The organism is Bradyrhizobium sp. Tv2a-2 (assembly GCF_000472425.1).
Lineage (GTDB): Bacteria > Pseudomonadota > Alphaproteobacteria > Rhizobiales > Xanthobacteraceae > Bradyrhizobium.
On sequence record NZ_AXAI01000004.1, the window covers coordinates 448,515 to 474,780 of the forward strand.

General features: G+C 62.9%; 27 protein-coding genes. 9 read left to right on the forward strand and 18 right to left on the reverse strand.

The features are described 5' to 3' along the window. Positions 1-259: 259 nt before the first annotated feature. From A3AI_RS0110930 to A3AI_RS0110945, 4 genes are all read right to left on the reverse strand, one after another. On the reverse strand, positions 260-997 hold the full coding sequence (locus A3AI_RS0110930; RefSeq protein WP_024515612.1) for a DnaJ domain-containing protein: 738 nt from the start codon (positions 995-997) through the stop codon (positions 260-262). 67 nt (positions 998-1,064) lie between these two features. Further along, on the reverse strand, positions 1,065-1,817 hold the full coding sequence (locus A3AI_RS0110935; protein ID WP_024515613.1) for a vWA domain-containing protein: 753 nt from the start codon (positions 1,815-1,817) through the stop codon (positions 1,065-1,067). A 103-nt stretch (positions 1,818-1,920) separates the two neighbouring features. Beyond that, positions 1,921-2,811 (reverse strand): alpha/beta fold hydrolase, encoded by an 891-nt coding sequence (locus A3AI_RS0110940; protein ID WP_024515614.1) that lies wholly within the window; start codon positions 2,809-2,811, stop codon positions 1,921-1,923. A gap of 315 nt (positions 2,812-3,126) precedes the next feature. Next, positions 3,127-4,047: a division plane positioning ATPase MipZ gene (locus A3AI_RS0110945; protein WP_024515615.1), complete on the reverse strand. Its 921-nt coding sequence runs from the start codon at positions 4,045-4,047 to the stop codon at positions 3,127-3,129. Between the two features lie 312 nt (positions 4,048-4,359). On the opposite strand from A3AI_RS0110945, the gene panC reads away from it, so the two are divergent. Next, the gene (gene panC / locus A3AI_RS0110950; protein ID WP_024515616.1) at positions 4,360-5,211 is read left to right on the forward strand and encodes a pantoate--beta-alanine ligase; all 852 of its coding nucleotides are present in this window, start codon (positions 4,360-4,362) and stop codon (positions 5,209-5,211) included. A 48-nt stretch (positions 5,212-5,259) separates the two neighbouring features. Here the strand turns inward: panC and A3AI_RS0110955 are convergent, their stop codons facing one another. The 5 genes from A3AI_RS0110955 to A3AI_RS0110975 form a co-directional block, all read right to left on the reverse strand. Then, positions 5,260-5,700, reverse strand: coding sequence for a DUF1489 family protein (locus A3AI_RS0110955; RefSeq protein ID WP_024515617.1), 441 nt, complete (start codon positions 5,698-5,700; stop codon positions 5,260-5,262). A gap of 34 nt (positions 5,701-5,734) precedes the next feature. After that, positions 5,735-6,721, reverse strand: coding sequence for a hypothetical protein (locus A3AI_RS0110960; protein WP_024515618.1), 987 nt, complete (start codon positions 6,719-6,721; stop codon positions 5,735-5,737). Positions 6,722-6,994: 273 nt separating this feature from the next. After that, positions 6,995-7,198, reverse strand: a complete 204-nt coding sequence (locus A3AI_RS0110965; RefSeq protein WP_156927719.1) for a hypothetical protein — start codon at positions 7,196-7,198, stop codon at positions 6,995-6,997. Between the two features lie 222 nt (positions 7,199-7,420). Then, entirely contained in the window at positions 7,421-7,789 is a 369-nt protein-coding gene (locus A3AI_RS0110970; protein ID WP_024515620.1) for a YidB family protein, read from the reverse strand. 101 nt (positions 7,790-7,890) lie between these two features. After that, complete coding sequence (locus A3AI_RS0110975; protein WP_024515621.1) at positions 7,891-8,550, reverse strand: glutathione S-transferase family protein; 660 nt, start codon at positions 8,548-8,550, stop codon at positions 7,891-7,893. Between the two features lie 110 nt (positions 8,551-8,660). Between A3AI_RS0110975 and A3AI_RS0110980 the strand changes: the two genes are divergently transcribed. Beyond that, positions 8,661-9,338, forward strand: a complete 678-nt coding sequence (locus A3AI_RS0110980; protein ID WP_024515622.1) for a DUF599 domain-containing protein — start codon at positions 8,661-8,663, stop codon at positions 9,336-9,338. 97 nt (positions 9,339-9,435) lie between these two features. Here the strand turns inward: A3AI_RS0110980 and tolA are convergent, their stop codons facing one another. From tolA to A3AI_RS0110995, 3 genes are all read right to left on the reverse strand, one after another. Continuing rightward, positions 9,436-10,365 carry a cell envelope integrity protein TolA gene (gene tolA, locus A3AI_RS0110985; protein WP_024515623.1) on the reverse strand — a complete coding sequence of 310 codons (930 nt, stop codon included), beginning with the start codon at positions 10,363-10,365 and terminating at the stop codon, positions 9,436-9,438. Positions 10,366-10,425: 60 nt separating this feature from the next. Next, positions 10,426-11,244, reverse strand: coding sequence for an aldo/keto reductase (locus A3AI_RS0110990; RefSeq protein ID WP_024515624.1), 819 nt, complete (start codon positions 11,242-11,244; stop codon positions 10,426-10,428). A gap of 79 nt (positions 11,245-11,323) precedes the next feature. After that, positions 11,324-11,620 (reverse strand): helix-turn-helix domain-containing protein, encoded by a 297-nt coding sequence (locus tag A3AI_RS0110995; RefSeq protein ID WP_024515625.1) that lies wholly within the window; start codon positions 11,618-11,620, stop codon positions 11,324-11,326. A gap of 156 nt (positions 11,621-11,776) precedes the next feature. Between A3AI_RS0110995 and A3AI_RS0111000 the strand changes: the two genes are divergently transcribed. Further along, entirely contained in the window at positions 11,777-12,568 is a 792-nt protein-coding gene (locus A3AI_RS0111000) for a polysaccharide deacetylase family protein (RefSeq protein ID WP_036047874.1), read from the forward strand. A gap of 109 nt (positions 12,569-12,677) precedes the next feature. Continuing rightward, on the forward strand, positions 12,678-13,997 hold the full coding sequence (locus A3AI_RS0111005) for a polysaccharide deacetylase family protein (protein WP_051382351.1): 1,320 nt from the start codon (positions 12,678-12,680) through the stop codon (positions 13,995-13,997). A gap of 205 nt (positions 13,998-14,202) precedes the next feature. On the opposite strand, the gene A3AI_RS0111010 is transcribed toward A3AI_RS0111005, so the two are convergent. From A3AI_RS0111010 to A3AI_RS0111020, 3 genes are all read right to left on the reverse strand, one after another. Continuing rightward, positions 14,203-15,693 (reverse strand): MBOAT family O-acyltransferase, encoded by a 1,491-nt coding sequence (locus A3AI_RS0111010; RefSeq protein ID WP_024515628.1) that lies wholly within the window; start codon positions 15,691-15,693, stop codon positions 14,203-14,205. 9 nt (positions 15,694-15,702) lie between these two features. Beyond that, positions 15,703-16,644 (reverse strand): hypothetical protein, encoded by a 942-nt coding sequence (locus A3AI_RS0111015; RefSeq protein ID WP_156927720.1) that lies wholly within the window; start codon positions 16,642-16,644, stop codon positions 15,703-15,705. 204 nt (positions 16,645-16,848) lie between these two features. Continuing rightward, positions 16,849-17,223 (reverse strand): hypothetical protein, encoded by a 375-nt coding sequence (locus A3AI_RS0111020; RefSeq protein WP_024515630.1) that lies wholly within the window; start codon positions 17,221-17,223, stop codon positions 16,849-16,851. Positions 17,224-17,505: 282 nt separating this feature from the next. Here A3AI_RS0111020 and A3AI_RS0111025 point away from each other — a divergent pair, with 282 nt between their 5' ends. The 3 genes from A3AI_RS0111025 to A3AI_RS0111035 all read left to right on the forward strand — a co-directional run bounded on the left by A3AI_RS0111025 (position 17,506) and on the right by A3AI_RS0111035 (position 19,411). Continuing rightward, on the forward strand, positions 17,506-18,474 hold the full coding sequence (locus tag A3AI_RS0111025) for a tripartite tricarboxylate transporter substrate binding protein (RefSeq protein ID WP_024515631.1): 969 nt from the start codon (positions 17,506-17,508) through the stop codon (positions 18,472-18,474). Positions 18,475-18,544: 70 nt separating this feature from the next. Further along, positions 18,545-18,805, forward strand: a complete 261-nt coding sequence (locus tag A3AI_RS0111030; RefSeq protein ID WP_024515632.1) for a hypothetical protein — start codon at positions 18,545-18,547, stop codon at positions 18,803-18,805. 309 nt (positions 18,806-19,114) lie between these two features. Further along, positions 19,115-19,411 carry a hypothetical protein gene (locus tag A3AI_RS0111035; RefSeq protein ID WP_024515633.1) on the forward strand — a complete coding sequence of 99 codons (297 nt, stop codon included), beginning with the start codon at positions 19,115-19,117 and terminating at the stop codon, positions 19,409-19,411. 290 nt (positions 19,412-19,701) lie between these two features. Here A3AI_RS0111035 and A3AI_RS0111040 read toward each other — a convergent pair whose 3' ends face one another. Beyond that, complete coding sequence (locus A3AI_RS0111040; RefSeq protein WP_024515634.1) at positions 19,702-20,706, reverse strand: calcium-binding protein; 1,005 nt, start codon at positions 20,704-20,706, stop codon at positions 19,702-19,704. 395 nt (positions 20,707-21,101) lie between these two features. Between A3AI_RS0111040 and A3AI_RS0111045 the strand changes: the two genes are divergently transcribed. Next, positions 21,102-22,895 (forward strand): type I secretion system permease/ATPase, encoded by a 1,794-nt coding sequence (locus tag A3AI_RS0111045; protein ID WP_024515635.1) that lies wholly within the window; start codon positions 21,102-21,104, stop codon positions 22,893-22,895. A 71-nt stretch (positions 22,896-22,966) separates the two neighbouring features. After that, positions 22,967-24,277 (forward strand): HlyD family type I secretion periplasmic adaptor subunit, encoded by a 1,311-nt coding sequence (locus A3AI_RS0111050; protein ID WP_198030093.1) that lies wholly within the window; start codon positions 22,967-22,969, stop codon positions 24,275-24,277. A 19-nt stretch (positions 24,278-24,296) separates the two neighbouring features. On the opposite strand, the gene A3AI_RS0111055 is transcribed toward A3AI_RS0111050, so the two are convergent. Both A3AI_RS0111055 and A3AI_RS0111060 read right to left on the reverse strand, forming a co-directional pair. Next, positions 24,297-25,388 (reverse strand): branched-chain amino acid ABC transporter permease, encoded by a 1,092-nt coding sequence (locus tag A3AI_RS0111055; RefSeq protein WP_024515637.1) that lies wholly within the window; start codon positions 25,386-25,388, stop codon positions 24,297-24,299. Positions 25,389-25,395: 7 nt separating this feature from the next. Further along, the gene (locus tag A3AI_RS0111060; protein WP_024515638.1) at positions 25,396-26,265 is read right to left on the reverse strand and encodes a branched-chain amino acid ABC transporter permease; all 870 of its coding nucleotides are present in this window, start codon (positions 26,263-26,265) and stop codon (positions 25,396-25,398) included. Between the last annotated feature and the right edge of the window lies 1 nt (position 26,266).

A 26,266-nucleotide genomic window follows, 5' to 3' on the forward strand; every position in this document is an offset into this window, starting at 1 on the left:
GATCTTTTCGGAAAACCGCTAAACACTTTTCCGGATCATACTTTAGAGACACGCCCAAAAGCCCGCGCCACAACTGGCCGCGGGCTTTTTTCGCGGGCGGGTGTTGCAGGCGCAGCACGGCCTGCAAACCTCTCGTCAAGAATTTGCGGTTAAAACTTTCTGCAACAAATCACGACCGCGCCGCCTGGCGGCGGACGACGTCGGCGTCATCCAGAGAAGCAGGCTCATCGGTTCGTTGCGTTTGTAGGCGTTGCCGGAGTTAGCCGTTATGCGTGCGAAGCAAAGTATCCTTGGCCTCGTTTACACGGGCGGCGAGGTACGTCGAGCCCCCCTGGTCGGGATGCAGTTTCTTCATGAGCGCACGGTGAGCGCGACTGATTTCGTCCCGCCCCGCGCCAGGCTGCAGGCCAAGGATCTGATAGGCCTCCTCCTCCGTCATTTTTCCGCTCGCAGGCGCGCGGCCCTGCCGCCCTGCCCCGTTGCCCTGCGCGTTCTGTCGCCAAGCGGGAAACCGGCGGTCCAGATAGCTTTCAAGTAAGGGAATGCTCTCCGCATCGAAATTGGCCATCATCGCGGTGAGCTGCGACAGGTCGAAGGAATCGAGCGCACGCCCGGCATAGGGCCCGGCGATGATCGTGCCCTTCAGCTCGCCGCTGTCATGATCGAGCATCATGTCCAGGAATTGTGAGCGCACCTGCGAGCTCTGACCCGACGAGCGCGATCTCGCGCCGAACATTTCGCCGATCCTGCCGAAATTGCCAAAGCCGGTTTGCCCGCCGAACGGCGACCAGCCCAACAGGCCCGCGCCGAACACGCCGAGCGGAATGGCAACCGCCAACCCGCCGCGCAGGCCGAGAAAGGCTGCGACCGCCAGCGCCAGGATGCCGCCCGTAATCTTGAGCGCCCGCGCCAGCATGGTCGGATTGGCAGCGCGGAACATCTGCAGCAGCAAATAAAGAACCAGGACGGCGACGGCGCCCGCGATCAGGGTCGGCATGACTGACAATATAATGAGATCGGTGGCAAAAAGGCAGAACCAGTTTGAGGGATCAGTTGCAGCCGCTTCACTTGATCTGGGCGAGCAGCCTGGCCGCGCCACCGTCGCGCGCCGAGAGCCGCTTCAGCGCTTCGCGCCCGCCGGCGGCATAGGCGGCCGCCGCCCGTAGCAATTCACGCAATTGCGCGGCTGCGCCCGGATCGAAGCGGCACCACGCCCCGCCAGAGAGGCGTGCGATCTCGCGGAACGCCTGCTCGGCCGTGGGATCATGGCCTTCCTGGAACATGAACACCGGCACCTTGAGCATGCCGAGCTCGCCCGCCCTGGCGCAGAGATCGTCGACGCTTTCTTCCATGGCGTCGCCGACGAATACGACTGCGCGCACGCCTGCACCCGCCGCCTCGCGCCGCGCCTCTGACAATACGCGCCCGATCTGGGTATTGCCGCCACGGCAATCGATCTTGCCCATCAGGCGGGCGAGCTCGGCTGAATCGGAGATCCACTTGCTGGCGCGGCATTCGTTGAACCCGCGATAATAGACCAGGCGGATGTCGAGGCGGCCGAGCGAGGCCGCCTCGCGGAACATATCGGCTTGCAGGGTGCACGCCATGTCCCAGGTCGGCTGCCGGCTCATGGTGGCGTCAAGCGCGAACACCAGCCGCCCGCGCTGTCCTGCGGCGAAAGGCGACATCGCCCGGGCCTTCTCGACAAAGGCGGCGATATCATCCGTCGTCGAGCGCTGCGCTTCCGGCAGCGACTCGTCGGCTTGCCGCCCCGATACGGCGTCCGCAGGTGCTTGCTTGGTAGGCTCGCGCGACAAACATCCCTCGCTTGCTCGAGAAGCGAGACTAATCTGGGCCGACTTGTTCGAAAACGCCAGCGTCGCGACGTCTACTGGGTCAGCGATTTATTGGGTGAGCGACTTATTGAGTGAAGGGTTTGGGCTTCGCCGGCTCGTTGCCAAGAGGAACATAGGGCGCAACGGGACCGGGGTCGGTCATCTTCGGCTGCGCATTGACGGCGAGCGGCATAGTGTCCGCCGAATCGGTATCGGCGAGGAACTTGTCCAGCATGCTCTCGATCGAGGACTTCGCCTGCTCCGAGCCGGTATCGCGCATGTCGTTATGCTGGAATTCGGTCTTGACGACGGTAATCCCCTCTTTCTCACAGATGTCCTCGTTCGGAACGACGCCGGGGTCGGCCTTGAACTGCGGATCATGCGAGCGGAACGAGAGGATCTTGAACTTGCCGGAGGTGACGAAGGGCACACGCAGATTGTCGAGCGTGACGACCTTCTTGACCTCTTCGGGATACTGCTTGGCGAAGTACATGGTGATGTCGCCGCCCATGGAATGACCGACCACGGTCAAATGATCATAGTCCGCGTTGGGCTGAACGTTCCGCATTTCCTCGACGGCGAATTTGATGTTGGCGACGCCGCGCTGGATCTGCTTCAGCCGGCCGACAAAGAGCTCGCCGGCCTTGGTCACCATGGGCGGATCGCTCGGTAGGTCATGCTGGATGCTGACGACCATGTAGCCGCGCGCGGCAAAGATGTTGTTGATGAAGGAGTAGTCGGTGTTCTTGACCGTGTTGCCGTGGTTGAAGACCACCACCGGCAGCTTGATCATGCCGGCATTGGCCTGCATCTCCTTGTCGCGACGGACGGCGATGTCGACCGGCACGGGCCGGTTGTCGCGCGACGCATCGTAGAACGTCAGAGACTCGTGCTTGATCGCCCATTTGCTGGCGGTGAAATAGCCCGCCACCATCAGGGCGCCGACCGACAAGAGAACCGTAATTCCACGCTTCATTTTCGTCCTCGGAGATGGGCGTGCTGCCCCAAGTCGAGTGCACTGGAAGTGAAAAACGCTCTATTCCCAGTATATGTAACGGCGACGTGACGGGAAGGCCAAATATTGTGAAATGCCGGCCTGAACGTTGTGCGTCGCACCTAATTGTTGCGCAATGGGAGAAAGTCGCCGTTCCGGCTGCATTTCGCCGATATTCAGACGTCTTCCGTCAAAGTCTGGTTCAAATCCTGTCTAAACAAACAATAAAAAGCCCGCTTTCGCGGGCTTCACATTGCGCTAGATCAATCATGGGTAGTAGTTAATTACCGCGCCGCCTCAAGCGATAATGTCGTGCACCTCGAGCGGCTTGTCGACCTGGGTGAACCATTCGGCCCGGTTGGCAGCGCGGCGCCGGCCGCGCTCATCCAGCGGCAGCTTGAGCTGGCGCAACAGGCTCGTCACCTCCTCGCGCGCGGTGACGTGACCAAGCGACGGGCGGGTGCCGAGCGTCGCCTCGTCGATATCGTCGAGTGCTGTCAGCCCCCGCGGAAAGAACTCACGGTAGACCACGCGCTCGGCAAAACCGTCGATGGCGCGAAAACCGAGCTGGAAGGACAATTCCTTCAATCCGTCGGCCACGAGTTGCTTGTTGCGCGAGCCCAGCATCGAGAGGCGGTTGCGCACCACGATCCAGTCCGTCGTCGCACCGTCCAGTTGGCGGCGCTTGCGGCGGGTATCCCGCACCATCTCGGCATAGTGGCTGGGGCCGGTCACGGCATAGGTCGCGGGATCGACCTGGCCCAGCACGTCGAAATCCAGGAAGCTGTCATTGATCGGCGTGACCAGGGTGTCGGCCATCGAATGGGCGAGCCGCATCAGGTAGCTGTCGGTTCCGGGCGTGTCGATGACGATGAAGTCGAACGTCCGCTCCACCGCGCTGACCGCCTCGACGAATTGCTGGAATTCTGAGTTCTCGTTGTCGGCGATCTGCATGGTCTCGCCGAGGCGAATGCAGCAATGCACCGGCAACTCGAGATTGAGTCCGGTTCGCCGCGCCCAGGCGCTGCGGTTGTTGATGTAGCGGGTGAAGCTCTGCTGGCGGCAATCGAGATCGATGGTGGCGACGCGCTGGCCTGCCTTCAAAAGGGCAACCGCGATGTGCAACGCCGCGGTCGACTTCCCCGACCCGCCCTTCTCATTGCCCAGCACGACGACATGGGCAGAGCCCGATTGCCCTTGGCTAGCCTGCAGCAGCATGTTTTGACCCCTTGCGCATCTTCGAGTCGCGCGCGTTCGCGGTCAAGCGAAATGCGCGCGATGCGTATTAAATCGAGCTCGTTCGTCTTAATGATGAATCGCCCGCGGCCGTTGCATCGTCTGTGCTCGATCCGACAAATTTTTCGCGGGTGATGCACGCGATCAACACGTCGATGCCAATCGACGCGCGTGGCGCAGCAACGTTGGTCTTGCTAGAGTCGGCTTGCGTGCAAATACGCCGCCCGCTTGCCAACGCCGTCTGCGCGTGGAAAGGCGAGACGCGCCGTTCCGACCTCAACTCGCCGAGCCCAGATGCCCCGCACTCCCCAGATCGTCCGCACAGTTCCCGCTTTGCGGCGTGCCGTAGATCATCTCCGCAGCCGCAAGGCCACCGTCGCGTTGGTGCCGACCATGGGTGCCCTCCATGACGGCCATGTGGCGCTGGTCCGGCTTGCCAAGCGCCGCGCCGACAAGGTCGTCGTCTCTATCTTCGTGAATCCGACTCAGTTCGCACCGACAGAGGATTTCGGCGCCTATCCGCGGACCTGGAAGGAAGATGTCGCAAAGCTTGCAGCGGAGAAGACCGACCTGATCTGGCATCCCGACGCCAAGGCGATGTACCCGGACGGCTTTTCCACCCGCGTCGTGCCGGAGGGGCCGGCAACCGTGGGCCTCGAGGACCGCTTCCGCCCGCACTTCTTCGGCGGGGTCGCGACCGTGGTGGCCAAATTGTTCACCCAGGTGCGGCCCGATGTTGCGATTTTTGGCGAGAAGGACTTCCAGCAATTGCGGGTGGTGACGCGGATGGCTGATGACCTCGATCTCGGCGTCAGGGTGGTCGGGTCGAAGACGGTGCGCGAACGCGACGGGCTCGCGATGTCCTCCCGCAACGTCTACCTGTCGGCGGAGGAACGGCGGATCGCCCCCGAGCTTCACCGCGCCATGAAGGAGAGCGCCCGGCTGTTGCGCGGTGGCACCGACATCGAGACCGCGATGGCCGCGGGCAGCGAGATCATCGCCGCGGCGGGCTTTGCCCTCGACTACTTCGAGCTCCGCCACTCCGAAACGCTGGCCCCAGTGACCTCAATCAAGGACGGCCCGCTGCGGATCGTGGTTGCCGCCCGCCTCGGCAAGACCCGGTTGATCGACAATATCGGGGTTTGAGCTTCTGCGAACGCGGGAGGTCCCCGCCTCTTATCGGGAGAGATGAAGCTACAGCAGTCCCAGTTCGCGCAGCTCGCGGCGCATCGGTTCCGGCATGGCGGCAAGGCCGGTGGCCGAGGTCTTGGTGAGATCCGGCGGGGCGTCAGCCTGCTTCAGGTAGCGCCATCCCTGGAACGGTCGCATCGGCCGCGGCGAGACCGCGATCACCCTGGGCTGCATCACGATCCGGCAGCGCCCGATGCCGTCCTTGTCGCGGAACGGCTCGATGGCGACGATTTTCTCTCTGGCAGCGACCTCACCGCGGATCACCCAATAGAGCGAGCCGCCAGCAAGGATGTCCTCGATGCGCTTCGGCGTCATCCGGGTGATGTGGATGTGGCGCTGGGGCAGGCCCTTGGCCTTGGCCACCTTCATGCGTTCCGCAACCCGTCCCTTCAGATCTTTCACGGAATCGCAGCCAACGGCCAGCTTGATCAGATGAAGCGTCATGATTGGTCAAACCTAACGGTCGCGGGATGCCCGATCAATCATTCGACGCCGCAGGTGCCGACGGCGCTGGGGAAATCTGCGTCGGCTGAGCTGCGGGCGCAGGTTGCGGATGCGGCGGCTGCTTGGCGGCGGACTTCTTTGCCGCAGACGCGGCCGGCGCTGGCGATTGCGAAGGCGCGGGGCTCGGACGTGCCGCGGGCGCTGCTGCGGTTGCCGGCGCCGGCTTCTCGCGCGCGGTGGGCTCGGGCGACATGATGCTGACGGGCGGAATCGAGTTCGAGGATGGGAAGTCGGCATTGGTCGGTCTGCCCGTGGGCACCGAAGGCGGATAGCCCGCAAGCGCCCCAATCCCCGGCGCCGCGGCAACAGCGGCCGGCGGCGGCGCGGTCCAGATCGTGGCGTAGCGGTTGACGAGCCCCTCATAGAGGTGCTCGTCCATGTTGGTGATGATCTGGTGGTTGTCGGTCAGCGCGCGAAAAACCGTGCATTCGGTCGGCGTACAATGGTCGCGTACCTGCAGCACCTGCGCCACGATGCCATAGCGATCGTGCTCGATCGAACGGCGCAGCGCCTGCAGTTCCGGCGTCATGCTCTTGCCTGCGGTTGCAGCATCGCCAGAGGCGGTCAGCCGCGAAATCTGGCCGGCGACATAGCTCACCGCAGCGGCGGTGGATTCCGCCGAGGCAAACACCGCCTTTTCGCAGACCCCGAGCACCATGTCGCCGGCGAGATCATCAAGACAGGCGAGCGAGGGAATCGCAGCAGTCGAAGCAGGCGTCATCCGCGCCTCGCCGCCGGCACCGCGGGTTGCGGTTGTGCCAGAGCCGCGAATGGTCGCCGCCACCGCAATCCCGACCGCGAGCAGCGCGATGACGGTGAGCGCACCGTTGGCGACCGACCTCTCGGCGCGCACCACCGTGATCAGCGTCAACAGGCCGAAGAAGACTGCGGCGGCAAGCGTCAGCCACATGGGAAACGCCGACGATATCTGGTCGAGTGACGTAGGCCATGCCCAATTCATGCGTATTCGTTCCTGAGCCAGCCTGACGCATATTCAACGATGCCGGATGCCGCTGCAAGCGCATGGAGCACTTGGCAGAATTGCTATGAACCGGTTTCTCGGCACGACTTGCGCGGGTTCCGCAGCGTGGCTATGGCCGTAGCGGCTCCGGAGCGGAGGAGCGCCTCTCGGCACTTGGGCCGCAGGCGTTCCTCTGTCGATACGGCTTCACGCGCAAGTTCTGCGCGCTGGGTGTCAGGCCTTCGTCCGTTTTCGGCAATGCTGCGCGCAGCCTCACGACATCGCCAGCTGGCTTTCCTTCGCGACCCGCTCGAACGCTTCCGTGGAGCTCTTGATCCGGTATTGGCAATCATCGCCGTCGCTCGGGAGCTGGCGCATCACCTCATAGGTACCGGTCGCGGCCGGACGCGAGATATTGCTCGCAGTGAAGTACACGGTCGATCCAACGGGGAATTTGTGCTTCAACGCCCTCTCCATCACACCATTATACCGGGCCGCTGCTTCTTTGGTCCCTAAGCTTGCGGCCTCATGGATAACCACCCGGGGCGGGGTATAGCACGCGCCAGCGCGAATTGGCCAGCCTCATAGCGGCATGGCAAATCCGCATTTTTTCTTTCGTTTCAGGGCGATAGCCGATTACCGGAGGCTATCCGAAGCCGACGGCCGAGGGGGCCTGCCCGCCGCCGGGACCCGGCTTTATCAGGCCGTGTGCGGCAGCTTGCCGTCGGGGCTCGCCTTGTCCACGGCAAGCGGTAGCTGGTGCGCCAGCACCTCCGCCACCTGGTCGATGGGAATGTGGTACCTGGCGGCGATCTGCCGGACGGTGTCGTTACCCAGCACCTGACTGACTTGGTCGGCGGTGATCGGCAGGTTCTGTCCATTGCCGATCCAGGACTTGACCTGATCGCCGAGACCGGACTGCTGGAGCTTGGCGACGACAGCGGAAAGGCCGCCCTGACCGCCGGTGCCCATGACCTCGCTCATCACCACCGGCAACACGGCTGCGCCGAGCTGGCTGAGTGCGCTTCGGAAGGCCGGATTGTTCTCCAGTGAATCGAGGATGCCCATGGTCATTCCCTTTGCTTGAGCTCTGCTCGCTACCGAAGATTTGGGCGCGTTCGCGACCGTCCGTCAAGCCGCGAACGCCGTCTTATTGAATGTCGCTTCGCTCAAACGGTCTCGAACTTCTCGATCCGAAGCGTCTCGGCAAGTCCCGCTTCCGTCCATTCGCGAAACGCCGGCAGCGCCATCATCGTCTCCATGTAGGCTTTCGCCTCCGCGCCGAGGTCGACCGCATAGGTGCGGAAGCGATGCACCACCGGCGCATACATCGCGTCCGCGCCGCAAAACGCGCCGAACAGGAACGGGCCGCCCTTGCCATGGCGTTGCCGGCAATCGCGCCAGATCTCCTCGATCCGCACGATATTGGCCTTGGCATCGGCGGACAGCGCGACCGGACCGACCGGCCGGTGCAGGTTCATGCCGCATTCATTGCGCAAGGGCATGAAGCCTGAATGCATCTCCGCCGAGATCGAGCGCGCATGCGCCCGCATGGAGCGGTTCTCGGGCCAGAGTTTTGCCTGCGGAAAACGCTCGGCGAGATATTCGATGATGGCAAGCGAATCCCACACCGTGATGTCGCCATCCACCAGCGCAGGCACCTTACCCGCGCGCGAAAAACTCAGGATACGCTGCTTGTCGGCGGGATTGTCGGTGTAGAGCGGAACGAACACTTCCTCGAAGGGGATGTCGTTGGCGCGCAGCGCCAGCCACGGCCGCATCGACCATGACGAATAATTCTTGTTGCCGATCACGAGGGTCAGGGTCATCCCGGACGAATCCTTTTACAGGTATGGTGACGCGAGCGCCTGAGCGCTTTTTTGATCGAGCGCGATCCGTTCGGATCCTGCTCTAGCACGTCCGCAACGAGGCAGCGAGCATGGGGTCCTATTCGGTCGACATTCTGGCGGTCGGCTTTTTCATCCTGGAATGGCTGGTCTACGCCGTCACGCTGGAGCACACAGCCTATGGCCGCGACAGCCTGTCGGCGCGGATGAACGTCTATCGCGAGGTCTGGGTACGCCGGCTGCTCGACCGCGAGGCGCGGATGGTCGACATGCAGATCATGGCCTCGCTGCAGAACGGCACCGCCTTTTTCGCCTCGACCAGCGCCTTTGCCATCGGCGGGTCACTGGCGCTGTTGCGCGCTGGTCCTGACGCCGCGATCATCCTGGGCAAGCTGCCCGTCGATTTGAGCCAGTCGGCGCATCTGTGGGAGGTCAAATGCGTCGGCCTGATCCTGATCTTCGTCTACACCTTCTTCAAATTCGCCTGGGCTTACCGTCTGTTCAACTATGTCGCGATCCTCTATGGCGCGATGCCGCCGGCCGGACACCGTGACACGCCACAGGCTGAGGCGCATGTGTTGCGCACCACCCGCCTGTTCGAGGCGGCGGGCCGGCACTTCAACCGCGGCCAGCGCGCCTTCTTCTTTGCGCTCGGCTATCTTGGCTGGTTCATCAGCCCGTGGGTGCTATTCGTGACGACGGCCGCGGTCGTCATCGTGACCTGGCGGCGGCAATTTGCGTCCACGGCCTGGCAGGCAATGGGAAGCTAAAGCATGATCCGGAAAAGTGTGTAGCGGTTTTCCGAAAAGATCATGCTCAATCAAAGACCTAAAACGCGATGACGATTCAACCAAACCTCATCGCGCTTTAGGAGAAGTCTTGCGGCGTGAAGGAGAGGTCGAGCACTTTCCATTCTCCGTAGCGGTCCGCGGGCAGCATGTCATAGGGCTGGCAGTCTGACAGCGCCTGGGCCGCGCTCTCCTTCATGTCCAGCGCTTTTACGGACGCGGAGCCTTCGATCAGGATCGGCTCGGCCGCAAGCCGCGCCTGCGGCGTCATCAGCACGCGCAATCTGACAAAGACATTGTCGGAGCGCGCCACGGAAGCCGGCAGCTTCGCGCAGGTCTTCAGATGCTCGCGGAACTTTGCGACCACGTTTGAGGCGATATTGGCCGCTGACGACGCGTTGGCGTCGGTCCCGTCGCCCGGTTTGTCGCTGGATGAGCTTGGAAGCGGCGGCAGCGCGTCCGGCAGGCCGAGCATGACGCCATATTTGACTGTCACGTCTGGCTCGGGCGGCGTGTAGGCCGGCTGCTGTTGCTGTTGCGACGCCACCGGCATTGTCGGCGGCGGCGTCGAAGACGGCTGCTGTGTGGGTTGCGGCTGTGTGGGTTGCGGCTGTGCGGGTTGCGTTTGGGCGGATTGCGGCTGCGCGGGTTGCGGCTGCGCGGCGGCCGCAGCCTCGCGTCGATCGGCCCCCCCGGCGCGCGGCTGTTGCTTGGCCGGAGCGGCAGCGGGCGGCGACGGTGGCGCCGCTGGCGGCGACGAAGCGGCCTGCTGCGCGGGCGCGGTGACGTCCTCCTTCGGGAACTGCAGCTGCAGCTTGTCGCTATCGGGCTTCGGCTCGTCCGGCTTTTTCGCAATCTCGTCCGGCGTGACGAGATCGACGGCGATCGGCTCGGCCGTCACTGTGCCGAACGGATGCACCTCGCTGAACAGCACGACGAGCCCGAGCAGCAGAAGATGCGCGAGCGCTGACGCCGTTATGCCCGGCTGGATGAGCTGCCGAACGTGCATTGCAATTGACCGAATAGATTGCCGTCCCCGGTCGCAATGATACTGGTTACTGCTGCGGCCTCAATCCCATTTCGGCGCGAATCCGAAATCGGTCATGCGTCCCTTGGGATTATGAAGCGCGAAAATCGCTTTCATTTCCTCGTCGGTGAGCTCGAAATCGAAAATATCGAGGTTTTCCGACAACCGCTCGATCTTCGAGGTCCGCGGGACCGCCGGGACATTCTGCTGGACGAGCCAGCGCAGGCAAACCTGCGCCGGCGTCTTGCGGTAGAAGCGGCCGATCCGACCCAGCGTCTCGTCGGTCTTGATCTTGCCCTTGGCCACGGGGCTATAGGCAACCAGCGCCATTCCGGCTTGCGCGCACGCAGCCATCACTTTGCTCTGGTCGAGATAGGGATGATATTCGACCTGGTCGCAGACCAGCGGCTCGGGACAGGCCTTCACCGCTTGCTCGATCAGCGCCACCGTGAAGTTGGAGACGCCGATGTGACGCGCGAGCCCCATGCTTTTGGCGTGCGCAAGCGCGCCGAGCGTCTCGGCCAGCGGCACCTGCGGGTTGGGCCAGTGCAGCAGCAACAGGTCGACGTAGGGCTGGCGCAGCCTGACCAGGCTCTCCTTTGCCGAGCGCTCCAGCTCGTGCGGAGCGAAATGATTGGTCCAGATCTTGGTGGTGAGGAAGATCTCGTCGCGCTTCACGCCGGAGGCGCGTATGCCGTCGCCAACCTCGCGCTCGTTGTCATAAGCCTGCGCGGTGTCGAGATGGCGATAGCCGAGCTTCAGCGCCTGCTCGACGATGCGTGCGCAGGTTCGCCCGCGTAGCTCCCAGGTGCCAAGTCCGATCGCGGGAATTCTGGCACCATTGGCTTCGATGACATGCATGGCAGAGACTCGAAAAGCGTTACACGGGTATTATGTCCCGCGCGAGTGCCTCTGCCAACCGTGGCCCCGACAGGCCTGATCAGCCCTTTGACAGGGCGGCAAACACCGTATCGGGTGCATGCGCGATGACGGCGAGCAAGGCGCGCGCCGGCCCGCGCGGCATGCGCTTGCCCTGCTCCCAGTTCCTGATGGTTTCGACGGGCACGCCGACCTTGGCGGCAAATTCCTGCTGGGTGAGCTGCGCGCGGCGGCGCAGGTCGCGCACGGCCAGCGTCTCGCCCCCCGCCCTTGCATCCATCTCGGGCGCGAGCGGAAATTCCCGCCCGTCGCGCAATTCAACAATCCGACCGTCCGCCTTCAGCCGAAACCGCTGCATGACTTAACCCCGCGCTGTTCCACGTGCGAGACCGGATTGCAACCGCCGAACAAGACTCGAATTTGCCGATCGCGCCCGCTAAAAGCATCATCGGTCAAGCCGATTAAGGCGTGATTAACGATAATCGCCCGAGTTTTCACATGGAGATTTCTTGCTTTGAATTGCTCCACCCTTGTTGCTTCGTTATTCGTGTTGGCTGTGCTCGGTGGAACCGCGCAGGCCGCGACCACTGATTGCCCGCGCAAGGATGCGCTCGGCACTTCGCGCGTCATCGCCGTCGATGCGGCGACTTATCCGCGTGTCGGCCTGAAGAGCTTTCCGCAATCCCTGCCCCTGCGCGACAAGGAGGTGGTGCTGACCTTCGACGACGGGCCCTGGCCGCCGACGACCAAGAAAGTATTGGCTGCGCTGGCCCAGGAATGCGTGCACGCGACTTTCTTCCTGATCGGCAAGCCGGCCTCCGAGCATCCTGACATCGTGAAGCTGATCGAGGCAGGCGGCCACACGATCGGCCATCATAGCTGGTCGCATCCGGATCTCGCGCACATGCCCGAAAGCGATGCGATCAGTCAGATCGACCGCGGCATCGCAGCCGATGAAAAGGCGCTGCACGGCACCGCGACGACCACGCCGTCGACACCGTTCTTCCGGTTTCCCGGCTTCCAATCGACCCCTGCCCTGCTTGATCTCATGCAATCGCGCGGCATCTCGGTGTTCGGTGCCGACCTCTGGGCCAGCGACTGGCACGAAATGTCATCGAAACAGGAACTCGAGCTCCTGATCCGGCGGCTGAAGGAGGCGCGAAAGGGCATCATCCTCCTGCACGATCCCAAGGCGCACACCGCGGCCATGTTGCCGGCTTTTTTGCGCTATCTGCGCGAGAACGACTATCACGTGGTGCAAGTCGTCCCGAAGCAAGCCACGGTTGATATCAGCCGGACGCCCTGATGTGACGTCTTTGTGACATCAAAAGGTGCGTGACTGGGCGGTTAATGTTGTGTTCATCCGCTTGTATGCAATCATGGTCTAGTCGAGCGGGAATGCGAGCGGTTGAGTGATGGGAAGTAGCAGCACGATCGGCGTCCGGATCGGTGGATTGGCCATGCTGGCGCTGGCCTCGCTCCACGTCCCGGCGGCCCTTGCCGAGGAATGTCCCGGCCACCCCGACGCGATCGGCACCTCGCGCACCATCGTGGTCGATCCACTCGCACACCCGCGCATCGGCACCATGCAATATCCGGAAACGCTGCCGCTGCGCGACCACGAGGTGGTGCTGACCTTCGACGACGGCCCGCTGCCGAAGAACAGCAACCAGGTGCTGCAGATCCTCGCCGACAATTGCGCCAAGGCGACGTTCTTCCTGATCGGCGAGCAGGCGCGTGCCTTTCCGGACGGCGTGCGCAAGCTGGTCGCCGCCGGCCACACCATCGGCACGCACAGCCAGACGCATCCGCTCACCTTTGAAAAAATGCCGATGGACAAGGTGCAGAAGCAGGTCGACGACGGCATCGCCTCGGTGACGGCGGCGTTGACCGACCCATCGGCGTTGGCGCCATTCTTCCGCGTTCCCGGGCTTTTGCGCGGGCCGAACGTCGAGCAATATCTCGGCTCCAAGGGCATCCAGATCTGGAGCGCAGACTTCCTCGCCGACGATTGGCGGCACATCTCCTCGGCCAAGGTCTATGACCTTGCGATCAAGCGGCTGGAGGCCAGGCACAAGGGCATCCTGCTCCTGCACGACATCCAGGCGCGGACCGCAGCGGCGCTGCCGAAGATTTTGCATGAAATGAAGGTGCGTGGCTACCACATCGTCCAGGTGGTGCCCGCAACGCCCGACCGGCCGGCGACACCGACCGACCCGCAGGACTGGCGCGAGCATCCGGCGCCGGAGACCCTGCCTGTTGCCGAGCGGCCGAAATTCCCGAGTTTCGTGTTTGCCGAGGCCGAGCAGCTGGTGGCACCCGTTGCTTCGGACTTCTCGACGCCTGACGGCAAATTGCTCCTGAGCGGAGAGCCGTTCGACCGTGTCAAGCGGCCTATGCAGAACAATCCCGCGGCGCTCTGGCCCAATCCCGTGCCGCCGGCCGAGGACGCCGCCGCAATACTGCCGGCCCCATCCGAGACCGTGTTCGCGATGCCGGAGAAGACCCAGCCTCCAGTGCAAGCGGCCGCCGCGCAGACCAACGAACCCGAGCCGCCCGCGGCGGCTGCACGCGCCGGGCACAGGGTCGCCGTCGGTAGACTTGGCCATGGACGCGGCAATCAGAGGCACGCAGGCCATGTCGGCAAGTCTGGGAAGATGCAGCAGGCCGAAGCCGCCAAGATCACACCACGCCGCCAGGTGAAAGTCGCCAGCCTGAAGAAACGCGAGAAGTAAGCGCATGCTCAAGCCGCCATCCAGGCGGTCATGTGCACCCGTCCGCGAGCTTCCTCAGCTCGCGAACTGGCCTTAGACAAACTCCGTCGAATGATATCGATCTAAAGTGTTTTCGAGCGAAGTGGGGACCGGTTCGCGTGAAGAAAACGCGTCAAAACAAGAATCTAGAGCTCCGGTTCTGATTCAATCAGAACCGGAAATGCTCTTAGAACTGGAAGTAGAGAAACTCGACGCGCTGCCACATCCCGAACAGCGAAATCGCCAGCGCGACGGCGCAGAGCACTGCCCAGCCCAGACTCAGCCGCCAGCACAGGAAGCTGCGGCTCTCCGGCGCATGGCGGTATTCGCGGTATCTGAAGGTCTGGGGCACGTTGGGCAGCAGCAGCGCAACCGCCAGCGCCGACATCACCGCGCCCCAGCCGATCAAAAGCAGCCTCCCCTCACCGACCAGCACCGGCAGATCCATTACGCGAACGACGCCATCGGACACATAGGCAGTGCCGGCAGCCTTGAGCCCCGCCAGGCTGGTCAGCATCTGCCCTGCTCCCAGCAGCGTCTTGGCGCGAAAGAACACCCAGGCGATCACGACCGCGAGAAATGTCAGGCCCCACGCGGCCGCTTGTCCGACGGCGCCTTCCGGCCATCGGCGCTTGCGGTCCCGCCACTGGTGGTTCACGACCAGATAGAGGCCGTGCAGCCCGCCCCAGATCAGGAAGGTCCACCCCGCCCCGTGCCACAACCCGCCAAGCAGCATCGTCAGCATCAGGTTGATGTAGCGCCGCCCGACGCCGAACCTGTTGCCGCCGAGCGGGATGTAGAGATAGTCGCGCAGGAAGCGCGACAGCGTGATGTGCCAGCGCCGCCAGAACTCGATGATCGAGACAGCCTTGTAGGGCGAGCGGAAATTGACGGGCAAGCGAATGCCGAACAGCAGCGCGAGCCCGATCGCCATGTCGGAATAGCCGGAGAAGTCGAAGTAGATCTGCAAGGTGTAGGCGAGGATCGCAAGCCACGCCCATTGCGTCGGCACGCTGCCGCCCAGGTCCACATGCGCGAAGAGCGGATTGGCAAATTGCGCGAGGTTGTCGGCAATCACGACCTTCTTGAACAAACCGGCGACAAAGATCGCCCAGCCTTGCGCCGCAAGCCGTGCCGAGCGGCCCAACCGCTCGCGCTTGAACTGCGGGATCATCTCCGCATGATGCACAAGCGGACCCGCGATCAGGTGCGGGAAGAAGGCGACGAACAGCGTGAAGCTTATGATGTCACGCTCGACCTTGGCGCCACGCATCACGTCGACCAGATAGGCGATCTGCTGGAACGTGAAGAATGAGATGCCGAGCGGCAGGATGATATCGAGGTGCGGGAGGGACGCGCCGCTCACATCATGGACGGTATCGAGGAGGAAATTGGCGTATTTGAAAAAGCCGAGCAGCGCGAGATTGAGGGCTACGCCGCACAGACCGACCGCGCGGCGGCGCAGCGGATCCTCCATCGCGAGCCCGAGCAGGAAGTTGGTCGCAACGGACGCCAGAAACAAAAGCAGGTAGACCGGCCGCCACGCGCCGTAGAACACCAGCGACGCCGCCACGAGCACCAGAATCCCCGCCCGCGGCGAATGAAGGCGCGCGGCCGCAAAGGCCAGGATGGTGGCAGGCAGGAATTGAAACAGGAATGTAAAGGACGAGAACAGCATCGCGGGCGGCTACAGGTTCAGCCGCGCCACCAGCGCGCGGGTATAGATCGGCACGCCTGAAGCGGTGACGTGCATCTCGTCTGCATAGTCGGCTTGTGCGAGCGAAGGGATCGACGGCAGATTGATCACCTCGAAGCCGCAGCGCCGGCCGGCATCTTCGACCAGAGCGACGTAGGCGTCATCCCTTTCCCGCCAGTTTGGATCGGACGCGCGATCATAGCGCGGGGCCCAGGGCGGGATCACCACGGTGAGCTTGCGTGTTAGCTTGACCATGTCGCACAGAGCGCCGATCTCGAAGTGCGTCTTCGGCCCCGTGAGGTCCCAGTTCGCGTAATGGCCGTGCGCCCCGATGGTCGCGGGCCAGCGGTCCGCCGGCTGGGATCGATCGATCGTCACCAGCCCGAACGCAGCAGGCGCGGCTGCGCGATCGGCAATGTCCTGGTCCGCGGCAAGACGCGAGGCAAACGCCTCGCGCACGAAGCGGATCAGCGTGCCGATCCGCAACGGCAGAAAGCCGGCCATTTGATCCGCGACCGGCAACCGCGCCGTCACATCGAGCGGATAGATCGCCGCAGACTTCACGCCTTCATTGAACAGGAACGGCGCCACGCTCGTGACCACGTGAGCGTTGCGAAATGCATCGGGCTCGCGGCGCATCGCGGCCTCGAGCGCCAGCGGCTCGCCCGCATCATAGGCGATGTTGACGGCATCGCCCGGGCGCTTGCCGGTGAGTTGCGCGGCGAGAACCGGATCGACCTGGTATTCGGTCCGGCTTTCGCCTGCGAAGATCAGGGAGGGATGAGTTTTCAGGAGCGGCAGCTTCTTCGCCAAGAGCGCCGGCACGTCGTCATGAACATGCCGCGCAACCGACAACAACCCGCCCAGCGCGGCGAGCCACGCCAGCGCGCTCAGCGCCAGCGTGAGACAGAGCCAGCTCCTTGCCCCCGACACGGCCCGCATCCGCGACCACGTGGATCGCAAAGAAGGCAGGATTGTGATCGATGCGGCGGCTGCCCGGAGCAATCCAGAGCCACGAGCGTGGCGTGCTTCGCCTACGTTCGCAACAACGGACTTTGCTGTTTGAATATTGGATCGGAACGCGTCGACGAGTCGTCCCGACGAAGGCCGGGACAACGGCGGCTTACTCGCCGCCCCTCAATCCGTCACGATCTTGGCGACGCAGAGCAGCACGACGAGGGCGAGGAAGAACAGGTCCATATAGGCCTTCACCTCGCTGTCGCGGCGCAGCACACTGACGTCGGCGATGGTCTGCTTCTTCAGCGGCGACACCGCGCCGCCTTGGTCGATCAGCGAAACCAGCCTGCGCGCCTCGACCTCCATCCGCTCGATCTTCTGGTAGAAGAAGAACTGCCGCACCGCCGAGACCGCGCGCATGCCGGCATAGACCAGGACCAGCATCGCGAGGATGGCGCGGTTGTTGTACTTCTCGATGTAGTTCAGGCTGAAATAGACCGCGGCGAGGAAGGCAAAATTGGTGAGGAACCGGTAGACGAAGCTCAGGATTCTCATGCAGCTCCCCGAATGGCTTAGGTGTCGTCCTGCTCGCGCACGAGCCTCGCCGTCAAGCCGCGCGACAGGAGCAGCGGAACGCGACTCCCGACCGGGCTTACGCCAATGTTGTAACAGCGAGGCAACGGATGCACGGCCCGCCCGCACTTGTCCCCAACGCAGCCCGGCCGCCCGCTCATTTACGCGTGCGAACGAACACCTTCAACCCCAATTCCGTTTGCGTCGTCGGGCAGAGTATATGAATCGTCTATTTTATCGGGGTGACTTGAGCGAGGAACGGGCATGAGACGGCGCGATGTCTTCACCCTATTCGGCGGCCTCGCCGCGCTCGGTGCAATGCCGCGGAGCTTTGCCGACGCGTATCCGGCACGTGCGGTGCGTATCATTGCGGGCTTTGCCGCCGGCGGCGGGGTCGACATCACCGCGCGCCTGATCGGCCAGTGGCTGTCGGACCGGCTGGGCCAGCCCTTCGTGGTCGAAAACCGCACCGGCGCCGACGGCAATATCGCGACCGAAGCTGCGATCAAGGCGGACGCCGACGGCTACACGCTGCTGCTCGCCACGCTGCCGAACGCGGTGAATGCAACGCTCTATCCCCACCTCAAGTTCGATTTTTTGCGCGACAGCGCTCCCGTCGCCGGTGTCATTCGCGTGCCGATGGTGGCGCTGGTCCATCCCTCGCTCGAAGTCGCGGACGTGCCCGCGCTGATCGCCTATGCGAAAGCCAATCCGGGCAAGATCAACATGGCCTCGGCCGGCACCGGCAGCGCGCCGCATATGGCGGGCGAATTATTCTGCGCCATGGCGGGCGTCGCCATGATGCATGTCCCCTATCGCGGCCAGAGCCCGGCGCTAGCGGACCTTTTGGGCGGCCAGGTCCAGCTCCTGTTTGCCGCAGCGCCCGGCACCGCCGATTACGTCAGGACCGGGCAGTTGAAGGCGCTCGCCGTGACCAGCCCGACCAGCGCCGAGGTCTTGAAGGAGCTGCCGCTGGTTGCGAGTTCCCTGCCCGGTTATGAGGCAAGCCAGTGGTACGGCATCGCGGCGCCGCTCAAGACGCCCACAGAAATCGTCGAGCGGCTGAACCGCGAGATCAATGCGGCCTTTGCCGACAATACGATGCAGTCGCGCTTTGCCGCCATCAGCGGCGACGCGCTGCCGGGCTCGCCAGCCGCATTCGGCAAGCTTGTCGCGGACGAGACGGAGAAATGGGCCAAGGTGGTGAAGTTCGCCCAGTTGAAAGTCGAGTAGACGCCACACAATAGCCGCGGGCGCGAGATCGGTTTACAATGTCTCCCGCTCAACATCTTCGGGTGCGCCGATGCCTAGAAAAGGAATTACCGGCCACGACGAATGGGTCGTCACCGAGGCGCTCGCAACCGCCTACGTGGCGCTGGAGCAGCTGCCGGAAAAGCACCGGCCAAAGACCCATATGGACGACATCAAGAAGCTGCTTGCCAGCGGCCGCGAGCCTGCGACCGTCAGCCTGCATCTGGCGCAGGCCAAGTGCCGGCTCAATCCCGACATCGATCCCTTACAGATTTACGAGGAATACGGCATCAGCAGCGACCTCTACGGCTGAGCGCACAGCGGATTACCGCCTGGTCATTGGGGTTGAGCCGAATTTCAGGTCGCCGCCCGGCCCCCGATGGAACCATCCTCCCGCCGTCTCCTTGCGTACTCACGCGGCCGGCACGACCGAGTACTACATCAACACCCGCCGAGTGACACGCCTCCCGCCAATCGGTCTATGTTTGCCGAGCCGCCATCCGTCGTTGGGACCGCGGGTCCGCAGATGGGTGGTGGAGCACTTGGCGCCGCGGCGGTGCTGCCCGCGGCCTGTGTTGAAGTATCCGGGCCCTCTCCCGACAGTTCCAGAGGCGACTGAGACGTGTTGGCCGCGGACGCAGCGATCGATGCGGCGCCGGCGGACGCTGCCGCCGACGATCCCGCCGCGGACGAGCCACCCGTGACCGCGACCACTGCCGTACTAGTAGACGGCGGAACACTTAGCGGGTCGGAGAAAGCCGCAGTCGTTCCGGTCTCGCCACTGTTCGTCTGGCCGTTCACCTGCGCGCTGGTTTGGGATTGGGCAGCGGTGAGCCCGAAAAGGAAGATCGCCAGAATGAATATGCGTTGCATCGCCCTCTCCTACTGGAAAGGCTTTGGCGCCGCCCCGAGGGGGTAACGCTCGATCGATCCGCAGTCGAAATGAAATTTAGGTAAGGTCAGCAGCCGGACCAGGGCTTGCACCGACCGGCAGCGCGTCGTTCCGCTGCAGCCTTGTTGCACGACTGTTCCAAACGGACTGGAATGACCGTGGCCTACCCTCTTGGTACTCTCGGCTAGTGCGCCGCGGAGATCAGGAACCTGCCGCTCCAATGTCCCGCCCTCGCTCGCCGATGGCCACCCACTTAGGTGTGGCGATGGCAGTTAAGCCATCGCCACAAAGGCTACGAAGCCGTCCTCAGCCCTACGTCATGCGAGGTGGAACTGGCTGGCATGGGCTTCAAGGTCCGCTACCGTGTGGCCCTGGAATTCAATGCTCGCGCCATTGTCGAGCGTGAGCGTCGCTCCCAGAGTACCATTGGGACCGTCGACCATATGGGCAAAGATGTCGAAGTCCGAGCCGACCCCGACGAGATCGACGACATCATTCCCGTTGAGGAAATCTTGGACGACGTCGTGGCTGTTACCACCAGCCGACGTGCTGAACGTGAAGGTGTCAGCACCCTCTTGCCCGGCCATCACATCGTTGCCGGCGCCACTAACGAGGGTATCATTGCCGGCACCGCCAATCAGCTCGTCGCCCTTGCCAAACGGCTGGCCACCAGCGATCAGCATGTCGTTGCCGTCGCCTCCGTCGAGGATGCCGTTGCCGATACCATGCAATGTATCGTCACCTGCGTCGCCGAATAGATGGTCGATTGCCCCCTGGCCGTTAATGGCGTCAACGTCGCCAGCCCACAAGACGTCTTGACCGTCTCCGCCGTGCAGAGTGTCAGACCCGGCGCCGCCGATGAGCAAGTCATTATCGAGGCCGCCGTCCAAAGTGTCATTCCCGGAGCCGCCGTTCAGCTGATCGTTGCCAGCATCGCCGAACAGCTGATCATCGCCGCCAAGTCTGCCGGCCTCATCACCGGTCAGAATATCGTTACCATCACCACCGTGAAGGATGTCATTCCCGACGCCGCCGTCCAGTTGATCGTCGCCAGCGCCGCCGAACAACTGATCATTGCCGTTGGTTGCGCCGGCGTCATCCCCGAGCACAATATCATCGCCTTCACCGCCGTAGATAACGTCGTTGCCGGAGCCGCCAATGAGCAGGTCGTTCCCGGCTTCGCCGTTTATCATGTCGTCGCCGTTCCCGCCGACGATGGTGTCGATCCCCGCAGTTCCGTCCAGCGTATCCGCGTTGTCGGTGCCCGCGATGATATCGAGTGTGTGTAGAGAGATGTCAGTCAGTCCCAGATTCATATTCATAGTCGTCCTCACTGTGTTTGACACACCGTGCTCGAACACGAGTTGCAGTCTTTGGAACTCGTCCTCGAACACAACCTTAGGTTTTCAACGTCGCATTACCGCATGGTATCGACCGTACTACAGGCGTCGCGATGAATGGTCTTTCTTCGTTACGGGAGCAATTTACGCACTCGACCGAGGACACATCATCGCGACTTCAAACTGAGGGCGAGTGAGATTGGGCCGCCAACACGAACTGAGCGAAAAAGAGCCGGTGAACGCAACCACGCTTTCGCTCAGTTACACAACCACTACACGGCCGATCACCCGCGTTACTGCGGTAGCACCAAATTCCTAGATTTGCCGGGGTTAACATCTAAACTAAAAGTTGCGAATAAGGCCGGGGAACTCAAGTTATGAAGTCGATGCCGAGGCTCGCAACGCTTGACCAGCGCGAGCCGACCGAAACCGTCCTCAGCCGTAGCGTCGGCTGTTGCAAGAAACAGTTGCTGCTGGTTGGCTTATTCAGTGGCATGGTGAATCTGCTGCAGCTCACCGTTTCCATATACATGATGCAGATTTTCGACCGCGTGCTGGCGACGCGCAACGTCAACACTCTGTTGTATCTCTCGCTGATCGCAGGCACCGCCATCCTGCTGCTGGCCATTCTGGAATTTTCGCGCAACCAGATCATGCAGCGACTGGCGACCTGGGTGGAATTGAAGGTCGCCCCGGAGGGATTCGCAAGGGCGATCGAGAATGTCCTGTGCGGCCACTCCTATCGTATGGAGGCGTTGCGGGACCTCGCCACCTGCCGCGGCTATGTCGGATCGACCGCAGCGCTCGCGTTGTACGATGTGCCCTGGGTGCCGGTGTTTCTTGGCGTCATTTTCATTCTGCATCCGATGCTGGGTTTCGTCGCGACGGGCGGCGCGATCGCTCTTTTCGTTCTGACCCTGCTTAATGAGCTGATGACATCGCGACTGACGAAGGAAGCGAACACTGCCGCGATCAACTCGCAGCGGCGCGCCGACAGCATCGCGCGCAATGCCGAGGTGATTGACAGCATGGGCATGATGCCGGCGGTCATGGGACGCTGGCAGGAGTCCGTGGCGGAAATGCTGATGCCGCAGCGATGCGCCGCGCAAAGAGGATCAGTGCTGTCGGCCATAGCCAAATTCTCGCGACTGGGCGTGCAGATCGCGGTGCTCGGCGTCGGATGCTATCTGGTGCTGCAGCATGAGCTGACGTCGGGGGCCTCGATGGCGGGCTCTGTCATCATGGGCCGGGCGCTCGCGCCGGTCGAAATGCTGATCGGTGGCTGGAAGCACTTCGTTCAGGTGAGGCAGGCCTTCTTCCGGCTGCAGACATTCCTGCGCCAGCCGCGCCTCCGCCCGCCCGGATTTCCGCTGCCCGAACCGGTCGGGCGCCTCTCGGTGGAGCGAGTCACGTACCTCCTCCCCAACACCAATTCAGCGATCGTGAAAGGCGTCCAGTTCACCCTCAACCCCGGCGACAGCCTTGCGGTGATTGGGCCGTCGGCCGCCGGCAAGAGCACGCTGATCAAGATGCTGATCGGAACGCTGGCTCCCAGCGCCGGTACCGTCCGCCTCGACGGCGCTTGCGTGCATAGCTGGATGCGGGAGGATTTTGGACGATATGTCGGCTACCTGCCGCAGGGCGTCGAACTGTTTGACGGCACAGTGTTCCGCAACATCGCGCGGATGGGGGAAGCGCGTCCAGAGCAGGTCTTCGAGGCAGCGCGGCTTGCGGGATGCCACGAGATGATACTGCGGTTGCCGCAGGGCTACGAAACCGAGATCGGCGAGAGCGGCCAGTTCCTGTCCGGTGGTCAGCGGCAATTGATCGGCCTGGCGCGCGCTTTGTTCGGCAATCCGAGGTTCATCGTCCTGGACGAGCCCAACAGCAATCTCGATGGCGATTCCGAGAAAAATCTGATCAGCGCACTGGAGAAGCTGAAGGCGCTTGAGACCACCGTCGTCCTTGTCTCCCATCGTCCAGCATTGGTGCAGCACGTCGATCTGGTGCTGATGATGCGGGATGGTGCGGTCGAGATGTTCGGACGACGCAGCGAAGTTCTGAACCGCGTTATAGCGCGGCCCGCCCCCGACAATCGCCCGAGCACCGAGGTCAGCGTCGCCAAGGTTGCCGCACCGATTCGACGCGAACAGAGCCGCGCCGCATCATGACCCAGGTCCCTGCGCTCCCGCACAATATCGCTGTCTCGCAGCTCGAGCAGCCGGCTCCGTTGTTGGCATGGATGGATGCGCCGCATCCGCCGACGCACAGTGTCGTGCTGCTCGGCCTCATCTCCATGGCGATCTTTTTTGGTGGCTTCGCGGCCTGGTCATTGTTCGCTCCGCTCGCCGAAGCCGCGATAGCAGACGGCGCGATCGGCGTCGAGGGTGAACACCGAATCATCGCCAACCAGGAGGGTGGATCGGTCCAGGAATTGCTGGTGCACGCTGGCGATCGCGTTCGAGCCGGCCAGGTGCTGATCCGAATGAATGACGCGCAGGCAAGTGCCGCGGCGGAGACGGCGAAGGCACAGCGATGGACGTTGCTTGCGCAACTGGCTCGCCTCGATTCAGAAACCGCAGGCGACGCCAAGATACAGTTCCAACCGGAGCTGCTGGCCGCCGCCGGCGGTCGGGGTCTCGACGCCGCGCGAGCAGCCGATGCGATGAGCGTGCAACGCGCGCTTTTCGAGGCGCGTACGGTCGGCCTGAACAGTCAGATCTCCGTGCTGCGGGATCGCATCGACCAGCAGCTTGCCGTCATCAGCTCCGCCGAACAACAGCAGCGGGCGACCGGGCAGCAACTCGAGCTGATACAGCGCGAGGTCGAGGTGAAGCAGACATTGCTCTCAAAGGGATTGGCGAGGCTGAGTGAAGTACTGCAACTTCAACGCAGCGAGGCTGCGTTGAACGGCACGTTGGGTGATCTTGCCGGACAGATCCAACGCGCGCGCGCTACCATTGCGGAGAGCCGTTCGTCCATGAAACAGACTCGGGATCAACGGCTGCAGGACGTATCGGACGACAGGCGGGATGCTCGTTCCAAGCTGAACGACGCCGAGGACAGTTTGCGGGCAGCACAGGATGTGGCCGTACGGCGGGACATTGTAGCGCCCGAAGACGGCACCATTCTCAACTTGCACGTCTTCAATGTCGGCGCGGTCGTCAAGCCTGGGGACACCGTGATGGAACTCGTTCCATCGCGCGACCGGCTCGTTGCCGAGGTCAATCTCTCGCCCGATGACATCGACGTGGTATATCCAGGCCTCGATGCGCAGATCCGTCTTCCAGCTTTCAAGCAACGCCTGGTGCCGTCTGTGGGCGGACGTGTCATCTTCGTTGCGTCGGACGTCACCATCGACGATAAGACCAAGACCGATTACTACAAGGTGCAGATTTTGCTGGACCAAGATCAGCTCGATCATCTGCCCAACGTCCATCTCACGCCCGGAATGCCGGTGGAAGCGATGGTGCAACTCGGAGAACGCAGCTTCTTCCGCTACATCACCCAGCCGATCCGCGATAGTTTTCATCGGGCCTTTCACGAGCAGTGAAGGCCGCTTCGCGCAGCCTTTACGTGTCGGCCCTGATCCTCCCTTTGGGGGCGACAACCAACCGGCGCCGGGTTGGGAACAATATCAAGCCGTGGCGCTCGGAGACGAGACCCCAGAGGCCCCTTGGCGCAAACAGCATGACGAGGACGCCGAGCGCGCCGAGCAGGATAAGGTAGGACGCGCCGAAGTCGGCGAGATAGCGCTGCAACAGGTAGAAGATTATAGCGCCGATTACTGGACCTTCCATCGTGCCAATGCCGCCAATCACCACGATGAATAGGACATAAGCGGTCCAATCGAGTACCGAGAAGGCCGCATCCGGAGAGATGCGGGCCTTCTGAAGATAGATGAGCGCGCCAATCATGCCGGTCACCGCGGCGGTCCCGATATAGATGGCGAACTTGGTCCGATAGATGTCGACCCCGAGACTGGAAGCTGCCGCCTCGTGATCGCGGATCGCGCCCAGCGCTAGGCCGCGGCGTGAGCGGAGGGTGAAATATACAAAGGCAAGCGTGCCTGACATCAACGCCAGAGCCATCCAGTAGGAAACGATGTCGCGGGCCGCCGGCGTGCGTACGTCAAATAGCGTCTTCGCCCATTCGATGCCGGGCACGGATGAGGTGATCGCCGGCGTCAGGGATGTCCCAGTGCCGCCGCCAAGCGGCTTGAACTGGGCAAAAACAAGTCGGTAAACTTCGGCGACGACCCAGGTACCGATCGCAAAATAAGCGCCGCGCAGGCGGAAGACGATCAAAGCGGTGGGCAACGCGAGGAGTGCAGATACAATACCGGCGAGCGGAATGGCAAGCAGTGGATTGATGCCGCCAAGCAGCGTGAGGGCGAACAGCAGATAGCCGCCGAGCCCGACAAAGGTCTGCTGCCCGACGGAGATGAGACCGGCATAACCGGCCAGTAGGTTCCAGCACTGCGCCAATGCCAGCATATAAAACAGGAAGATCAGGTCCTGAATCAGATTGCGGCCGGCAAAGGCCGGGAGCACGACCAGCGAAAGGAGAATGGCGCAGACGCCACCGGCAGAGACGCGCGAAGCGCTGCTGGCCATAGTAACGCTGAAGTCCTGCGTCGATTTTGCTGCTGCGGCATCATTCATTGTCGGCTCAATCCTGCGCACGCGGGAACAGGCCGCGCGGTCGTATCACCAGCACCGCGAGGAAGGCGAGATGGCCGGCCAGGATCTGCCATTCGGGGTCGATTCGCGCTCCAATCGTCTGAGCCAGGCCCAGCACGATACCGCCAGCAAGCGTACCCCAGAAGCTGCCGAGACCGCCGATGATCACGGCCTCGAAAGCATAGAGCAGCCGCGCCGGGCCGATTGTCGGATCGAAATTGGCCCGCAACCCGAGATAGAGTGCAGCGATCGTGATCACGACAAACGCCACGCCCATCGCAGTCGCAAAGACCCGCCGATGATCGATCCCCATGAGTTGCGCGATCTCGAGATCATCCGAGGTCGCGCGAAAGGCGCGGCCGATCGGAGTACGGTAGAAGATGAAATTGAGGATGACGACCACGGCAACGGCGGAGAGCAACGTCAAAAGCGGCACGACACCCACTGCAATCCCGCCGCCGAGCGGGATCGAGGCCGTCTCGATCGCGCCCGAGCGCAGGCGCTGGCTGTCGGCCGAGAAAATCTGCAGCAGGCCGTTCTGGATGATGATCGAAAGACCGAAGGTAACGAGCAGCGGCGGCAGCAGGTCGCGTCCCAGCGTCCGGTTCAACAGCACGTGCTGAAGTCCAAAGCCGATCACGAACAGGATCGGAAGCGCGAACAGCACCGCGACAAACGGATCAAGGCCCAGCTTTTGCGCGATCACGAGTATGGCGAAGGCGGCAAGCACGATGAGATCGCCATGCGCGAGGTTCACGAGCCGCATCACGCCAAACATCAGCGACAGCCCGGCGGCGAACAGCGCGTAGAGACCACCGAGCAGCACGCCTTGGATCAACGCATCAAGCCAGCCGGTCATG

What these genes read in the sequence shown, in the direction of transcription:
- A3AI_RS0110960 (WP_024515618.1), bottom strand. Translation starts at nt 6,721, where the DNA reads ATGAATTGGGCATGGCCTACGTCACTCGACCAGATATCGTCGGCGTTT.
- A3AI_RS0110990 (WP_024515624.1), bottom strand. Translation starts at nt 11,244, where the DNA reads ATGCATGTCATCGAAGCCAATGGTGCCAGAATTCCCGCGATCGGACTT.
- A3AI_RS0110930 (WP_024515612.1), bottom strand. Translation starts at nt 997, where the DNA reads ATGCCGACCCTGATCGCGGGCGCCGTCGCCGTCCTGGTTCTTTATTTG.
- A3AI_RS0110970 (WP_024515620.1), bottom strand. Translation starts at nt 7,789, where the DNA reads ATGGGCATCCTCGATTCACTGGAGAACAATCCGGCCTTCCGAAGCGCA.
- tolA (WP_024515623.1), bottom strand. Translation starts at nt 10,365, where the DNA reads ATGCACGTTCGGCAGCTCATCCAGCCGGGCATAACGGCGTCAGCGCTC.
- A3AI_RS0111020 (WP_024515630.1), bottom strand. Translation starts at nt 17,223, where the DNA reads ATGAGAATCCTGAGCTTCGTCTACCGGTTCCTCACCAATTTTGCCTTC.
- A3AI_RS0111025 (WP_024515631.1), top strand. Translation starts at nt 17,506, where the DNA reads ATGAGACGGCGCGATGTCTTCACCCTATTCGGCGGCCTCGCCGCGCTC.
- A3AI_RS0110995 (WP_024515625.1), bottom strand. Translation starts at nt 11,620, where the DNA reads ATGCAGCGGTTTCGGCTGAAGGCGGACGGTCGGATTGTTGAATTGCGC.
- A3AI_RS0111050 (WP_198030093.1), top strand. Translation starts at nt 22,967, where the DNA reads ATGGATGCGCCGCATCCGCCGACGCACAGTGTCGTGCTGCTCGGCCTC.
- A3AI_RS0110955 (WP_024515617.1), bottom strand. Translation starts at nt 5,700, where the DNA reads ATGACGCTTCATCTGATCAAGCTGGCCGTTGGCTGCGATTCCGTGAAA.
- A3AI_RS0111040 (WP_024515634.1), bottom strand. Translation starts at nt 20,706, where the DNA reads ATGAATATGAATCTGGGACTGACTGACATCTCTCTACACACACTCGAT.
- A3AI_RS0111010 (WP_024515628.1), bottom strand. Translation starts at nt 15,693, where the DNA reads ATGCTGTTCTCGTCCTTTACATTCCTGTTTCAATTCCTGCCTGCCACC.
- A3AI_RS0111030 (WP_024515632.1), top strand. Translation starts at nt 18,545, where the DNA reads ATGCCTAGAAAAGGAATTACCGGCCACGACGAATGGGTCGTCACCGAG.
- A3AI_RS0110980 (WP_024515622.1), top strand. Translation starts at nt 8,661, where the DNA reads ATGGGGTCCTATTCGGTCGACATTCTGGCGGTCGGCTTTTTCATCCTG.
- A3AI_RS0111045 (WP_024515635.1), top strand. Translation starts at nt 21,102, where the DNA reads ATGAAGTCGATGCCGAGGCTCGCAACGCTTGACCAGCGCGAGCCGACC.
- A3AI_RS0110965 (WP_156927719.1), bottom strand. Translation starts at nt 7,198, where the DNA reads ATGGAGAGGGCGTTGAAGCACAAATTCCCCGTTGGATCGACCGTGTAC.
- A3AI_RS0111060 (WP_024515638.1), bottom strand. Translation starts at nt 26,265, where the DNA reads ATGACCGGCTGGCTTGATGCGTTGATCCAAGGCGTGCTGCTCGGTGGT.
- A3AI_RS0111005 (WP_051382351.1), top strand. Translation starts at nt 12,678, where the DNA reads ATGGGAAGTAGCAGCACGATCGGCGTCCGGATCGGTGGATTGGCCATG.
- A3AI_RS0110975 (WP_024515621.1), bottom strand. Translation starts at nt 8,550, where the DNA reads ATGACCCTGACCCTCGTGATCGGCAACAAGAATTATTCGTCATGGTCG.
- panC (WP_024515616.1), top strand. Translation starts at nt 4,360, where the DNA reads ATGCCCCGCACTCCCCAGATCGTCCGCACAGTTCCCGCTTTGCGGCGT.
- A3AI_RS0110945 (WP_024515615.1), bottom strand. Translation starts at nt 4,047, where the DNA reads ATGCTGCTGCAGGCTAGCCAAGGGCAATCGGGCTCTGCCCATGTCGTC.
- A3AI_RS0111055 (WP_024515637.1), bottom strand. Translation starts at nt 25,388, where the DNA reads ATGAATGATGCCGCAGCAGCAAAATCGACGCAGGACTTCAGCGTTACT.
- A3AI_RS0110940 (WP_024515614.1), bottom strand. Translation starts at nt 2,811, where the DNA reads ATGAAGCGTGGAATTACGGTTCTCTTGTCGGTCGGCGCCCTGATGGTG.